The sequence below is a fragment of the Sphingobium sufflavum genome, from assembly GCF_021403115.1.
Classification (GTDB): domain Bacteria; phylum Pseudomonadota; class Alphaproteobacteria; order Sphingomonadales; family Sphingomonadaceae; genus Sphingobium; species Sphingobium sufflavum.
The window spans coordinates 1-15,101 of the sequence record NZ_JAJSSH010000008.1 but is presented as its reverse complement, the minus strand read 5'-3'; the positions used below and the strand labels follow the sequence as shown (position 1 = coordinate 15,101).

General features: G+C 59.4%; 11 protein-coding genes. 6 read left to right on the top strand and 5 right to left on the bottom strand.

The features are described 5' to 3' along the window. Nucleotides 1-97: 97 nt before the first annotated feature. Nucleotides 98-967: a hypothetical protein gene (locus LWE61_RS12430; protein ID WP_234150415.1), complete on the bottom strand. Its 870-nt coding sequence runs from the start codon at nt 965-967 to the stop codon at nt 98-100. A 10-nt stretch (nt 968-977) separates the two neighbouring features. Beyond that, entirely contained in the window at nt 978-1,319 is a 342-nt protein-coding gene (locus LWE61_RS12425; RefSeq protein ID WP_234150413.1) for a hypothetical protein, read from the bottom strand. Between the two features lie 144 nt (nt 1,320-1,463). Between LWE61_RS12425 and LWE61_RS12420 the strand changes: the two genes are divergently transcribed. Further along, complete coding sequence (locus tag LWE61_RS12420) at nt 1,464-2,450, top strand: hypothetical protein (RefSeq protein WP_234150411.1); 987 nt, start codon at nt 1,464-1,466, stop codon at nt 2,448-2,450. A gap of 167 nt (nt 2,451-2,617) precedes the next feature. Here LWE61_RS12420 and LWE61_RS12415 read toward each other — a convergent pair whose 3' ends face one another. The 3 genes from LWE61_RS12415 to LWE61_RS12405 all read right to left on the bottom strand — a co-directional run bounded on the left by LWE61_RS12415 (nt 2,618) and on the right by LWE61_RS12405 (nt 5,085). Next, a complete protein-coding gene (locus LWE61_RS12415; RefSeq protein WP_234150409.1) occupies nt 2,618-3,493 on the bottom strand; it encodes a 3'-5' exonuclease family protein in 876 nt (291 codons plus the stop codon). Nucleotides 3,494-3,531: 38 nt separating this feature from the next. Then, entirely contained in the window at nt 3,532-4,077 is a 546-nt protein-coding gene (locus tag LWE61_RS12410; RefSeq protein WP_234150407.1) for a hypothetical protein, read from the bottom strand. 120 nt (nt 4,078-4,197) lie between these two features. Continuing rightward, the gene (locus LWE61_RS12405; RefSeq protein ID WP_234150405.1) at nt 4,198-5,085 is read right to left on the bottom strand and encodes a 3'-5' exonuclease; all 888 of its coding nucleotides are present in this window, start codon (nt 5,083-5,085) and stop codon (nt 4,198-4,200) included. A gap of 429 nt (nt 5,086-5,514) precedes the next feature. Here LWE61_RS12405 and LWE61_RS12400 point away from each other — a divergent pair, with 429 nt between their 5' ends. The 5 genes from LWE61_RS12400 to LWE61_RS12380 all read left to right on the top strand — a co-directional run bounded on the left by LWE61_RS12400 (nt 5,515) and on the right by LWE61_RS12380 (nt 14,732). Next, nucleotides 5,515-7,077 carry a type I restriction-modification system subunit M gene (locus LWE61_RS12400; RefSeq protein ID WP_234150810.1) on the top strand — a complete coding sequence of 521 codons (1,563 nt, stop codon included), beginning with the start codon at nt 5,515-5,517 and terminating at the stop codon, nt 7,075-7,077. Beyond that, on the top strand, nt 7,074-8,261 hold the full coding sequence (locus tag LWE61_RS12395) for a restriction endonuclease subunit S (RefSeq protein WP_234150404.1): 1,188 nt from the start codon (nt 7,074-7,076) through the stop codon (nt 8,259-8,261). The genes LWE61_RS12400 and LWE61_RS12395 overlap by 4 nt, the downstream gene beginning before the upstream one ends. Nucleotides 8,262-8,264: 3 nt before the next feature. Next, nucleotides 8,265-11,813: a DEAD/DEAH box helicase family protein gene (locus LWE61_RS12390; RefSeq protein WP_234150403.1), complete on the top strand. Its 3,549-nt coding sequence runs from the start codon at nt 8,265-8,267 to the stop codon at nt 11,811-11,813. 277 nt (nt 11,814-12,090) lie between these two features. Beyond that, nucleotides 12,091-13,611 carry a DUF3696 domain-containing protein gene (locus tag LWE61_RS12385; protein WP_234150402.1) on the top strand — a complete coding sequence of 507 codons (1,521 nt, stop codon included), beginning with the start codon at nt 12,091-12,093 and terminating at the stop codon, nt 13,609-13,611. After that, nucleotides 13,581-14,732: a hypothetical protein gene (locus LWE61_RS12380; RefSeq protein WP_234150401.1), complete on the top strand. Its 1,152-nt coding sequence runs from the start codon at nt 13,581-13,583 to the stop codon at nt 14,730-14,732. Before LWE61_RS12385 ends, LWE61_RS12380 begins: the two co-directional genes overlap by 31 nt. Nucleotides 14,733-15,101: the final 369 nt, after the last annotated feature.

The window sequence follows — 15,101 nt, the reverse complement described above, 5'->3', positions numbered from 1 at the left end:
CCGCTTCGTCCTCTGTAGCAATGCAGCAGCATTGCCGAGAGATTGAGCGGGTCGGCGTTTTCCATCCCCGGCAGAAATGAAGCTACCGGCAAGGCAATCACAGGTTGCCGCTCTCGAGCAGGGTGGCGACCTTGCGCAATCCCAGCGGCGTGAAGCCGGCATTTCTGACCGCAGTCATGATCCGCGTGCACCGGAGATTTTCGGCGAGCGCCGCGTCGCTCGTCTGTTGGATCACGTTGACCGAGAAGCCGGGCATCTCGACCGGGCGTTCGTGTCGGTTCAGAATGGCTGGGACCGGACCGAGAAGATCGAGCACGGGCGGCTGGACCGCGAACCTGCGTATCCACTCCGCGACCTGAACGGCTGCAAGGCCAAACCCCGCCGGCGGATGCGTCACGGCCGTCGCCATCGTCTGTCCAGGCTGGCGGATATAGGCCTGGAAGCCGGGACGAAGTTGTCCGACCTCGACAACGTCGGTGCCTTCCAGCGTGCCACTGAATGCGCGCGAGCCGTCACGGTTGACCTTGACGAAGAGCTTCTCGAACCCCTCGATCTTCGGCGCAAGCGCCTTAATCGCCTCGACTGCGCCGAGCTTGTTGGTTGACACCGGTAAGCACGCGACTGTGCGATAGCCCGCCTCTGCATAGACGGTGCGCATGGCCGGAAGCCGGTCCACGATCTCGCGCTGGGACGCGAGACTGTTCGCGCCCAGATCGAGGATGACATGCGCGTGGCTGGTCGCCGCGAGGATGTCGCGCGCCTTGATCGCGTCAACACCCCAGCCGACGACCTTGGCATTATCGTCGGCGACCTTCGCGGCTTGGTTGCCAGCGTCGCCGTCGAGCATAATGACGGATTCCCCGGCAAGCTGCAGCAGTGCCTGGATCATCTGCGCTAACAGCGTCTTGCCTTCCCCGCCCGCGTTGCTGACGATGACGATGAAGAGGAGCCTGATGAGATTGTTCATGGCAGCCTCCTCAGAAATCGCTGGGATTGCGGTCGTCGACAAAGCGGCACCGCGCCCCCTGTGCTTGATTGTTGACGTCAGCGACGCTGGGCAGCATCGGCGACGCAGCGACCAGCCCGAAGGGAGTGCCGGCATTCGGCCAACCGTGCCGATCGAGATAGCGGACTGCCGCGCGGAAGCTGCTGTAGCCCTTGCCAACCGGATGCCCAGCGCGGCGCAACGTGCGATAGATGGCGTTTAGCGGCTGGCCGGCATCCCTCGCAGCCATTATGTTAGCCGCGTTGGCTTTGACCGCCGCTCGGACGGGGCTGTTGCGCTCCCGCTCATCCGCGACATCGTCGATAAAACTCATCGTCATTCTCCTGCTGGCGCCGCTACGTTGCGGCGCGAATGCTGCGACAGTGCAGCAGCAGCAGTTCTGGGACAGATGCCCCACCGTTGCGCGTTAGTCGTAATTCTATTATTCTATGACTTTCGCGCAGCATGGAGGTGGGTGATGACAAAGAAGAAGGACGGTCGACCGCCCCGCTGCCTCTCGGCTTGGCGGACGCTTCAGGCGCAGGGTGAGCTTGTGGCTCGCTTCCCCGCCGTGACGATGTTGATCGACACCTTGGCCGGGAACTTCGATGCCGATCATGTGGACACAGCGTTGGCCAACGCCATCGATAGCGTGAAGGCCGCAGGCGGTCGAAGCCGCGAGGCTTTGGCGGCTTGCGCCTCGGTCGAGGAGCGCCAGTTACATGCCGCAGCTGAGGTTGAGCGGATCGCGCAGGATCGACACGCGCTGGCGAAGCTGGCTGCGACAGTGAGCGCGGAACTCGACAGCGCCACTGCGGATTTAGCGGATGCCGAGATCCGGCTGCGTCGCGCTATGCTGGAGGGCAATCCGGCAGACCGCTACGAACGCGATCTGGTCAGGAAGCTGCGCGCGGCTGGCGTGACCGACAGGCTGGCGCGCGAATTCAACCCCGCCCACGTAACCCGCATCAAGGAAGCGCTGGACGGTGCACCTGCGCCCCGTGCCCCGAGGCCTCGCCCTATGCGTCGGAAGGCGGACGTCGCGCTGGCCTGGAGCGCCGACAATCGATGGGGTTCGGTCTTAGAGGCGGCGGCCGAGCATTACCGGTTCGATCGACGACCCATAACGTCAGGCGCGGTGGACGTAAATGCATTGCGACAGTGCGGACTTCCCCCCGATACCGATCTGGCCGCATTCGGCGACCCGCACCTGATCGGTCGGTTCGAGGCGGCTCCTGATGCACGCGCGCGCGCAAGAGCCTGTTGGGATATCTGTGCGAAGTGGATAGCGGAAAACATCGTTGATGACGTCGGCTCCGGCGTTGCCATCATGCGTGAGCGGGCCTGGACATTTCTCTTCGGCGTCCAGCACGGTTTCGCGCACCAGATCAAAAAGCTCGATCGCGTGACATTCCCTTCACCTTGGACGCTGAACGAATATGTGGTCGCGCAGCCGCGTGACTGAGCGTGAGCGTGAGCGTGGTGTCCTCGGCGTCGAACGGCTGGATGACCAGCTCCGATACGGCTTCCTCAATCTCGACGGCATGCATTGCAATCGGCACCCGACATTCGGCGCCCCCATCACAACCAGGGTTTGGTGGGCGGGGTGAGATTCGTCACCCCGCCCGGATGTTACGCTGCTTCGCCCAGCCACGGCGCTAGGGCCGGGATACGACTGGCGGCTTGCGCCTGCTGCTCCTCGAACAGTGATTGCCGATGGTGGCGGAGCGCAGGGACATAGCCAGCGGCGGGATGCCGCTCGATCACGTCACGAAGGATGCGGTCGACTACGACCCCGATCTCCGTTCGGCCATCGTGCATCTGGCGCCAGTGGGCGAACATGAGCGCGGTCGAAATTACATCGCATTCGCACGCCTCCCGCACCGCTTTCCAGTTCCTGGCATAGATCAGCCGAGCGATGGCGAAAGGCGCGGCGGTGATTTTTCCGGGCAGGTTCAGCGCGGCGAGCACCTCGGCCTGATGGATCGGCTTCATCTTGAAGCCGCCCGTCACGACCTGCTGAAGGTCGAGATGGCGCGCGTCCCTGCTGTAGCCGAATGCCAACCAGCGCCATGCGGTCGGCAGCGTCAGGCCCAATCGCATGACGGCCATTCGGATCATGCATAAATCATGCATGGCGCCGCCCCACGAAATTATTTCCGCGCCCGGGTTTTGGCACAGAAGGTCGAGCAGTCCCTGCATCATGCCCAATTCGTCAAAAACAGCGGCGCTCCAGGTCTCGAAGCTCGTCATGCCGATGCCGCCGTCCGGGTGCTCGATCATCACCATGGCGGAGATAGTCACGATGCTCTGGAAGGGCCAGCGGGGCGTCTGCAACGGATCCTCGCTGCGCTTGTAGTTGCGCCGGGAGGGCTGGCCCCGTTGCGGTCTCCAGCGCTCCATCACCTGATAACGGCGGTGGCCGACGTCATCAAGCACGGCGCTCTCGAGGTCGAGAACGATGTATTTGCGGGGCTTCTGGTCGATAGGCGTGTTGGTGTATTTCATGGTGTGTCCTTGAATTTGGTGTCTCGGCTGCGGCGAGATCAGGCGAACCTGATGACGGTTTCCACGGGCGTGGGGGCCGGCGGTGTCCAGCGACCGCCGCGCTGCACGATGGCGTTGCCCTCCAGCATAACGTCGTCGAGCCCGGCGGCCACCACTCGGATCCGCTCCATTGCCCGGCGCCTCCCTAACGCCAGCCGCCGACCGGGCATTCCGCGCCGACGCTCCAGATACAGCCGCTCGTTGAGGACGAAATGCTCGTCTTGGTATTCGGACAGAACCACTATCGGCGTCGTATCATCGGCGGCGTAGAAGGTGCAGTTTCGGATGATATCGACAACCATCGGTCCGCGCAGGGCCAGGACGTAGTCGGTCGGCAATTCCTGCGCGACGGATGCCCAGGCGCCATAGACCATATCGCGACCAGCGGTCTCTGCCAGTCGACCGAGGTCCATGCCGATCTGGATATCGACGGGACCGCCGGCCGACCATGCGATGGTGTGGCAGGCCGGAGCGGTGAGCGGATAGCCCATCTCCTGCCTGATCGCCAGCATGTGGTTCTGCATCATCAATTTGGTAAGCGTCATGCTATTTCCTTCCTTGCGTTCGGCGTGGTCGCCGGAGCCATTTTTCCACTCATCTGTGGGGCTCATTTCATCTGCCTGAGATCGAAGGGCGTGCGGCGCGGAGCGGCACGCCGTTGCACTTCAGCGATGCCGCTCGCGCCATGTGACGGCGGCGGTGCGCGGCGCTGGCCCATGGGGCATGACCTCGCGGTTCAGCCACAGTGTTTCCGCCTCGCAATTCTCTGCGGACACCTCGATCCACCACACCCTGGCGGACGGATCCCAGCGATATCCCCGACCTTTCAGCAGGTGCCGCATGGAGAACGGCGCACCCGTGGCCTCGACGCTGATCGTCGTCCGCTCCGCAGCATCGAGCAACGCCCCGATGGCCGTGCGGTCGTCTGGCAGGCGATAGGCGAGCAGGTGGACGAGGCTCAAAACATCCGCCATCGCCCGATGACCATCGTTGAAGAAGCCGATGTTCATCAGCAGATGCCCAAGAGCCCTGCCATCCAGCCCGGCCTTGGCTCGCCAGTCGATATCTCGGCAACTGCACACCCATGCAGCGTTCGCCGTGGCTGGCAGCAACTGACGGAGAAAGGCCGCGTCGAAGCGGCAGTTGTGCGCTACGAGGACGTCTGCTTCGCCCAGCGCGCGCTGAAGAAGATCCAAGTCGAGGGACTTCCCGGCCACGTCAGCGTCCGTGATGCCGGTCAGCCGAGTGATCTCAGCGGGAATTGGCATGCCGGGATCCGACAGCCCTTGCCCAGAACGCACGATGCTGACGATCTCGCCGTAAACGTCCACTTCCAGCACGACATAGGCAATGTCGATGATCTGGTCGTGGAGCGGATCAACGCCGGTGGTTTCTACATCTACAACGCCGACCTTGCGGAGCGGCGCCTGCGGATTGCGTGTGAGGGAGATATCTTCAAGTCGGCCCACACGCCGCACGACACGGATATCCCAGTCGTCATGCGTGGAAGACGCGGTGATGTCGTCACCGTCGGAAGCGTTCAGTCTGTTCATGGTCGATACTCCTGTTGGATCGACCGAGACGAGGGTTCCTTTTCCCCTCCACTATCTCGATCACAGGAGCCGCACCGGGGACGGTTTTCCATCGATGGTGCATGGCGATGGGGACAGAGGCCGCTAAATCAGATCAGGCGTCGAATTCTGGCCGATTTCGGTCTATCCGGTTACTGGCGGGTAGGCACGGATAGCTGGCCATCCGGTATTACGCCCTGACACCATACAACGGGATCGATAGCGGCCGGTCGGCCCTTTACCATTTGTGTACGTCGGCCTTCAAAATACTGCGGGCGTATCTGGCGGGGTTGCACCGGCCACCTAGATGGGTTGCACCACAACAAAACTTGACGGAACAAGCGGTCCAGCGTCTATCGGACGATGCCGGCCCGCTCGGGCCGGAATTCATAAATACTGGGGAAATTGTTCGTGCTCACCGGCGAGATACGCGGCCAGATCAACAAGCTGCGCGACGCGCTCTGGTCCGGCGGGGTGTCAAATCCGCTGACCGGCGTCGAACAGATCACCTACCTCCTCTTCGCCAAACGCATCGACGAGATCCAGACCCGCGAAGAGGCAAAGGCGACTGCGCTCAAGCGCCCGCTCGCTCGCAGCGTCTTTCCCGAGGGCAAGGATGGCCTCGACACGCCCGGCTTCCGCGACGGCGGCTGCCCTTATGAACTGATGCGCTGGTCGAAGTTCAAGAACGAGGCGCCCGAGCGCATGTACGAGATCGTCGCCGATCACGTCATGCCCTTCCTCCGTACACTCGGCGGGTCGGAGAGTGTCATGGCCAGTCATATGAAGGGCGCCCGCCTAGCCTTCACCAAGCCCGCTCTGCTGGACAAGCTGGTGCAGGGACTGGACGAGATACCGATGGACGACCGCGACACAAAGGGCGACGTCTACGAATATCTGCTCTCCATGATCTCCAGCGCGGGCGAGAACGGCCAGTTCCGCACGCCGCGCCACATTATCGACCTGATGGTGCGCCTGATGAACCCCGGCCCGGACGACACTGTCTGCGATCCCGCCTGCGGCACCGCCGGCTTCCTGATGATGGCGGCCGAGCATGTGCGGCGCGAGCATCCCGGCGTCTTCTACGACGCCGCCTCGCGCCAGCATTTCGAGACGAAGGCGTTCACCGGCTTCGACTTTGACGAGACCATGCTCCGCATCGCCGCGATGAACATGATGCTGCACGGCATCGAGGAGCCGCGCATCGAATATCGCGACAGCCTGGCCGAGGGCGCGGGCGAAGACAGCGGGCATTACAGCCTGATCCTGGCCAACCCTCCCTTTGCCGGCAGCCTGGACAATGAAAGCTGTTCCAAGGATCTGCTGAAAGTCGTCAACACGAAGAAGACCGAGTTGCTGTTCCTGGCCCTGTTCATGCGCCTGCTTTCCACCGGCGGACGCGCGGCGGTGATCGTCCCAGACGGCGTGCTGTTCGGATCGCAGAAGGCGTTCAAGACCATGCGTAAGACGCTGGTCGACGAGCATCGGCTGGAGGCGGTAATCTCCCTTCCGTCCGGCACTTTCCGCCCCTATGCCGGTGTCTCCACCGCGATCCTGATCTTCACCAAGACCGGGCGCGGCGGCACTGATACGGTCTGGTATTATGACGTGCAGGCGGACGGCTGGAGCCTGGACGACAAGCGCAATCCACTACTTGCAGACGACCTGCTTGGTGCCGCACCGTCGCGGGCGCTCAACGAGGGCGATCATAGCAAAAACAATCTGCCCGACCTGCTCGCCCGTTGGGCCGGCCGCGAAAGAGGTAAGTGCGCCAATACCCGCACCGCGCAAAGCTTTTGCGTGCCCCGCGCGGAGATCGAGGCGGCGGGCTATGACCTATCGATCAACCGATACAAGGAGGTGGTGCATGCCGAGGTGGAGCATGCGTCGCCAAAGGACGTCATCCGCGGACTGCGCGAAATAGAAGACGAAATCTCTAAAGGGCTGGCGGCGCTTGAGGAGATGCTGAGGTGAGTTCAGTCTCCGCCGTCCCCATTGCCGACTTCTGCAGAACTGGCAGCGGAACAACACCCTCGCGCGAAAAGCTCGGAACATACTATGGCGGCACGATTCCGTGGGTCAAATCGGGCGAACTACGTGAAGGCTTAATTACGGCGACCGAGGAAAGCGTAACCGAACTAGCGATGAAGGAAACTTCGCTGAAGCTTGCCCCAAAGGGAGCGTTGCTAGTGGCGATGTATGGAGCGACAGTAGGACGAGTAGCTCGACTGGGTGTCGCTGCGACTACAAATCAAGCTATTTGTCACGTTGTCCCAGATTGCAAGCTTGCAGATGAACAATACGTGTTCCACGCCTTGCAGGCGAAAGCTCCGGAGCTGGTAGCAAAAGGGGTCGGCGGAGCGCAGCCTAACATTAGTCAAGGAACAATAAGGGATACAAAAATCTATCTGCCGTCCCTCCCAGAGCAGCGACGGATTGCGGCGATCTTGGACCAAGCGGACGCGCTGCGCCGCCTGCGCCGCCAGTCTCTCGAGTATGTCGCCGGGCTCCCCAGCGCGATATTTCGTGAAATGTTTGGTGACCTTGTCGCCAACGACGGCGGGTTTGAAGCCGGAATTGTTTCCGATTTGGTTGGCGGCTTCGACACCGGGAAAAATCTTGCTCCAGCGCCAAGCGACGAAACTACAATAAATCGTGTCCTAAAAGTCAGCGCCGTGACCAGCGGCGCTTTTGATGGGAACGAGTCAAAGCCATTGCCGGATAGCTACACGCCACCCAAGGCGCACTTCATCAATAAAGGGGATTTGCTTTTCAGTCGAGCAAACACATCCGCTCTTATTGGGGCTACCGCGCTTGTAAAGACGGAGATTGCAAATATCGTCTTGCCAGACAAAATCTGGCGATTTCAATGGCGCGAAGGTAATGAATCTATATTTGTCCATCATCTCTTCCAATCTCTGCCTATGCGCCGGGAGATATCAAGACGAGCTAGCGGCACGAGCGGTTCAATGAAAAATATTGGAAAAGAAAAGGTGCTCGGCATCAAGATTGGTGTTCCGGGCGCAAATGCGCGTCGGGAATTTGAACGAAAAATCGAGACTGCGGATCAAGCGTATAACGAAATACAGCGAGCTTGTCTTAACTCCGACGCCCTCTTTACCTCCCTCCAGCATCGCGCCTTTCGCGGAGAACTCTAGCCCATGACCACAGCCGGACCGGGTAATCGCAAGATCCTCTCTATCGCGGGCGGTGCTTCACTGCACCCGTCCGCGCTGGTTCCGGCCGACCAGTTCGCGTTCCTTACCGCCTTTCCCTTCATTGCCGACCATGTGACCATGGCCGAGCGGCAGGCTCTGTCCGACCCGCGCGGCGCCGCCGTCCATTGCCGCCTCGCGGTCGAGGCGCTGATGGTCTGGCTTTACGATCATGACAGCGCGCTCAAGCGGCCCTATGGCGACCATCTTGCTGCGCTGATCGCCGAGCCGAGCTTTCATGCGCTCGCCGGCACGATGATCCGCACCAAGATCGACCTGATCCGCAAAATTGGCAACCGTGCCGCCCATGCCGGCCCCTTCGCCGCCAGCCAGTCGGTCAGCGCGCTGCGCGAGCTGTTCCACATCGGCATCTGGTTCGCGACACGCTATTCCGAGAATCCGCCGCCCGCCGAACTGGTCTTCTCTGCCGATCTGCTGCCGCGCGGCGATGCCGGGCCGCAGACCAGCGCCGCCGATGTGCAGAAGCTGGAGGATGCCGCCGAGGCGAGTCGCGCCGCGCTGGAGCAGGAGCGCAAGGCCCGCATGGCAGACGCCGATGCGCGGGAGGCGATGGAGGCCGAACTGGAGGCGATGCGCGCGGAGATCACCGCGCTGCGCCATGCCAATGAAGGCAGCGATGCAGGCCATGATTATGACGAGGCGACCACGCGCCTCGAATTCATCGACGTGCTGTTGCGGGAGGCTGGCTGGCCGCTCACCGATGCGCGAGACGTGGAGTTCCCGGTCCATGGGATGCCCAATGACCGCAGCGCCGATGGCAGGGGCGCGGGTTTCGTCGACTATGTGCTGTGGGGGGAAGACGGCAAGCCGCTGGCCGTGATCGAGGCAAAGCGTGCGCGCAAAAGCCCGATGGAGGGGCAGGAACAGGCCCGGCTCTATGCGGACTGCCTACAGGCGCAGTTCGGCCAGCGCCCGGTCATCTTTTACACCAATGGCTATGACCATTGGATATGGGACGACCTGCGCCATCCGCCGCGTCCCGTCGCCGGGTTTCGCACGCGGGACGAACTCCAACTGATGGTGCAGCGGCGAGACACGCGCCTGCCGCTCGCCAGCGTGCCGACCAACCGCGCCATCGCCGGATCGCATCGCCGTACCTATCAGGAAAAGGCGATCCGTGCCGTCTGCCACCGGTTCGAGGATGTGGAGCGCGGCGGGGAGAACCATCGCAAGGCCCTGCTGGTTATGGCGACCGGCTCCGGCAAGACGCGCGTCTCCATTGCGTTGACCGATGTGTTGATGCGGGCGAACTGGGCGAAGCGGATCCTGTTCCTGGCGGACCGCATCCCGCTCGTGAAGCAGGCGGCGAGTAATTTCCGCAAGCATCTGCCCGACAGTTCGCCTGTGAATCTGGTGCTGCATCCCAAGGCGGACGGGCGCGTGTTTCTGTCCACCTATCCCACGATGATGAACCTGATCGAGCGGGCCCGGCAGGAGGGCAAGCAGCGCTTCGGCCCCGGCTACTTCGACCTCATCATCGTCGATGAGGCGCACCGGTCGGTCTATCGGAAATATAAGGCGATCTTCGACTGGTTCGACGCGCCGCTGGTCGGCCTGACCGCCACGCCCAAGGACGAGATCGACAAGAACACCTATGCGCTGTTCGAGCTGGAAGATGGCGTCCCGACCGATGCCTATGACCTGAAACAGGCGGTGACTGACGGCTTCCTAGTGCCGCCCAAGGCGATCGACGTGCCGATGAAGATCCCGTTTGCGGGCATCCGATATGATGACCTGCCAGACGATGAAAAGGAGGCGTGGGACGCGATCGACTGGGGCGAGGACGGCCCGCCAGACAGCGTCGACCCAGCCGCCATCAACGACTGGCTGTTCAATATCGACACCATAGACCAGATGCTGAAGCAACTGATGGAGGACGGGCTGAAGGTGGCCGGCGGCGACCGGCTGGGCAAGACCATCATCTTCGCCAAGAACCACAAGCATGCAGAGTTCATCGTCGAGCGGTTCAATGCGAACTATCCGGCGCTGAAGGGGCATTTCTGCCGCCTGATCGACAATCAGGTGAAATATGCCCACAGCCTGATCGAGGATTTCGAGGTGCCGGAGAAGGATCCGCACATCGCCGTGTCCGTGGACATGCTCGACACCGGCATCGACATCCCCGACGTGCTGAACCTGGTGTTCTTCAAGATCGTCCGTTCCAAGTCCAAATTCTGGCAGATGATCGGCCGCGGGACGCGCCTGCGCGAAGGCATTTTCGTGGATGCCGACGGCAATCGGACCGACAAGGAATATTTCTACGTCTTCGATTATCTGGGCAATCTCGACTATTTCAACGCGCAGATGGATGGTGCGGAAGCGCGCGCCGCCGTTCCACTGGGCGAGCGCCTGTTCGCCGCACGTGTCGAGGTGCTGGGACTGATGCAGCCTGCCCGAACCTCTGATGAAGCCGTCCGGGAACCCGTGGGCGGCTATCGTGGGGAGCAGGACGAGCCCGGCCTTTATGAGGGTGTCCGGTCCCAGCTTCGGCAGGAAGTCGCGGGCATGCCGCTCGACAATTTCATCGTCCGGACCAAGCGGCGTTACGTCGAGAAGTTTCAGGACGGCAGCGCCTGGGGTCGTCTCGGCGAAGAGGACCGGCACGAACTGATCGAGCATGTGGCTGGCCTGCCGACCAGCCTCACCGACCCGGATGTCGATGCAAAGCGGTTCGACCTGCTGTGCCTGCGTATCCAGTTGACCATGCTGCGCAGCGCGACCTTCACGCCGCTGCGCAAGGCGTTTGTCGAGCAGGTTCACCAACTGGAGAGCAAGGGCGCGGTGCCGGACGTGGCCCGCTGCATGGCGCTGATTCTGGAGGTGCAGACCAACGAATGGTGGACTGACGCGACGCCGGAGATGGTGGAAATTGCCCGCCGCCGTCTGCGCGGCCTGATGAACCTGATCGAGCCGGGCAAGCAGGTCGTCGTCACCACGAACATCGCCGACATCATGGGCGCGAAGCGCGAGGTTGAGCTTGTTGACCTGGGCGGCGCCTCATCCCTCGCCCAGTTCCGGCGCAAGGCGAAGGCCTATGTGGATGCCTATGCCGACCACGTCACGCTGGCGCGGCTGCGTCAGGGGCGACCGCTGACGCCGGTCGATCTGGATGAACTACAGAAGCTGTTCATCGACGCCGGCGTGGCCGAGAGTGCAGACTTTCAGCGCATCCGCGAGATGCCGGACATGCCGGACTTCATCCGTTCCCTCATCGGCCTTGACCGTCGCGCGGCTCAGACGGCATTTAACGAGGCGCTGGCAGGTGCAACCCTGTCTCCCCGCCAGATCCATTTCGTGGAAATGATCGTCGACTATCTGACCACCTCCGGCCAGATGGATCCGGGCATGCTGTATGAGCCCCCCTTTACCAATGCGGCACCGAACGGGGTCAGCGATATGTTTAACGGCGATATCGTCACCCGGATTGTCGATACGCTGGAGGCGTTCGCACCACGATACGACGTGGCCCTATGAATCTTTATTGATACAGTTGGCCGAACGCGGAATGTCTGGTCCAGAGCCAGTATCAGGCGGTAGCTGCCGCTCGCGCCGCGCCCCACTAACGGCCATGACGGCCGCGCGGGATGATTTTTATTATTGAAGCGCCGAGAGTCTGGCTTTCAGCAAGGTAGACGGGTTTGGATCACGCTAACCGGAATGACCCCGGAGGCGCGGAAAACGGTTGCATGGACCAAGCGAACAAACGGGTGTAGGCTTGACGAAAGTGCGGAACAGGGCGACCTTGAGTTTTATGTTGAAAGCCATCAGCGTTCAAAATTACCGTGGTTTCAGTCAGCCAACCACTCTCCATCTGCGCCCACTCACGATTCTTTTGGGGCGAAACAGTTCCGGAAAAAGTTCGCTCACCCGTCTTATCCCGCTACTTCAACAGTCATTGGAGCGCCAGAGCTCGTCACCAATCTTGTGGAGCTCGGAGTCGGTAGACCTAGGCAATATCTCCGACGTTATAACACATGACACCGCTGCTGCAGAACTCCGTATTGGGTTTCAAGTATCAGTGCCCAACTTTTACGCCTTTCTGAACCGAAGTCGCTACGGTTTCGTTTCAACGCCAGGCAATCCGTCCGCCGATCTTGAATATACCATGAGACTGAGTGCGGACGGCGCACGGACAAAATTTAACGGGATACTCATCCGCATTGGGGAGCAGACTCTATCCGTAGACTGGGATGGTGATGGAAACGTAACTAGATTTGCGGTCAATGACGTAGAGTTTCCTCTTGGCGAAGCAAGATATAAAGCAGATACAAAGTCTGTATTTCCCGAGATATCTCGGTTATTCGAAAAAGATGAAATTACGCATTCCGCGAGAACCCCATTGTTCTATGATGACATACGCCCCGCCCTCGAAAATGTCATCCACGGGCGTACCGCAGCAGAAAAAATTGATTTTTTTGCTCGCCATTTTTCTTACTTGCCTAGAGAAAAGGCGAGGGAAGCATTGCGGCAATTTCCTAATGCAGTAAGTCGGAAGGTTAGCGATCATAATAGCCGTGTAATTTCCGATCTATCGATGATTAATGACTTGCCAAGGATCATGCAGACTTTAAATATACTAGTTGCGCCAGATCTTCTCGCCTCTGCTTACATTGGCCCATCTCGCGCGAGCGGGAAGCGGTTTGATCGCATTCAGGAGCTTTCCGTAGATAGACTTGATGCAAGCGGCGATAACACTGCAATGTATGTCTATTCATTAAGCGAGGAAGAACGGCAATCCTTCAACGATTTGCTCGTAAGGGCGTGCGGTCACGTCATGCAGGTGGAAGAATCGGGGCCGGGCCATGTTAGCATCAAGGTAGGCCGACAGGGCCAGGCCCACTTCGAAAATATCGCCGACGTTGGCTTCGGCTTTTCACAATTAGTTCCTGTTATCGCCCAGCTGCACGCAGTTAGAGAGCGAAACAGCAATCGGAGCGGCCTAAGCGGAAATAGCGTTGTCTTCGCCGTAGAACAGCCAGAGCTTCATCTTCATCCTGCAATGCAAGCGAATTTGGCTGATCTGTTTGTAGCAGCAGTATCTCGAACGAGTAGCAAAGATATTACAACAACGATATTGGTCGAAACCCATAGTGAGACTCTCGTATCTCAGCTAGGCGTGTTGATTGCCGAAGGCGAAATTAGCAGCGATGACGTGGCCGTTTATTTCGTAGAAAAGGATGAAAGGTCTGGCACTTCATCGCTGACTGAGAAAAAGTTTGGTACGGATGGTTTAATTTCTGATTGGCCGATTGGCTTTTTTTCGTCTTATTAATTATGCATTGGAAACTGTCCAAAGATTTTTCCAGCATTTCGGAGATCGATCTACGAGCGCATGATGCCTTATTTGATCGCCTTTTGCATGTGCATTTGCAGAGAAACCACCTCTTCTGTTTGAGCCCTTCTGAAGTGGTGGCTCTAAGAAGGGCGATTCAATTCGGCCCACAAGCATTGCACGTTCTTAGTACCATATTGAGGCGTGCCCAAGATTATGCGGCGTCAGTTGGGTCAGCAACACGACACGCTGTTCTAATGCCACTTGGATCCGCCGTTCGCGAGCCATTAGGCAAAGAGTTCTATATCAAGGCGGAAGATGCATCATGGTGGTTGGAGCATCCGCCAAGCCTATATGTTGAAAACGCCGTGTCAGATGGTGGGCTTTACAATTTTATTTTGTCGAGCGGCCTGCGCAGCTTAATAGGCTCACCGAAATACTTAATGGTTAGACCATTCCATGGAGGAGGCAACCCGCTCGGTTCCGTTATGGAAGCGCTCTTCGACGAGCGTATACAAGGTATTTGCATATGCGATCGGGACGATGCGTGCGCTGTTCCCCCGTTCCCGAAAGATACAACCAGCGAACAAGCCCACGTAGCACTGCATAAGATGCGCGTCGTGGATGCTCAAGGTCAAAGCGAGCCAAGAAACCCATTTTTTAGCTTTAAAATAACGCACGGATGGGGTGTAGAAAACTACATTGGTCCTAATGTATTAAACCTATTTTTTAATAGTCATCTTGAGGCTTGCACGTCGAGGTCCGCTTTCCTGAATGCTTTTCCTGACTTTCCCGCGTTGTCAGAGACTGAGGCAAATGAATGGTTTTCGATAAACTTCAAGTCTGTTACGCAAGATGCGGAGAATATCGAGAGAGGTCTATCGGGACGTTTCAGAATCGCCGCCGATAGTACCAGATGCGGATTGTTAGCAGGCTTATCGATTCCAAAGAGCGTTATCCCGTTTGTTATCGCATCGGCGAAATCTGGACGTCACCATCACGAACTTCTGCGTGCATTTGACCGAGACATGAGAATAAATATTTATCGGAACGCCGTTCGCGACCTTACGCAAGCGGCGATGGACGCGCTCGCCGCCGATACGCAGATGAATTTCGCCTAACTACGATGGTGCGCCTAGGGACAGTCGAGGCGCGACTGTTGCACTATTTATAACATATGAACGACCGTCCGCTTTGGGATCAGACGATCATCCTAATCTTTGACCAACTCTGGCGCACTGCGGCTCTTCAGCACCTGAATGTACTGCGCCAATATCTGTCGGAGACATTCATCGCGGGTACAAACGCAATCTAGGTTAAACGGATCGTTAACAAAGCCTTTGGCCTTCTGCCGTAGGACAGGTGACCTGACCCCCAACCTTCATCCGGTTGCGATTAGAGTCTCGGCATCGTTTTTGCGCATGAGCGCGGGTTGAGCAATGGCCTGTGCAGCGGAGCCCGTAGGGCGTAGCGAAGCGGGCCATTGCTTA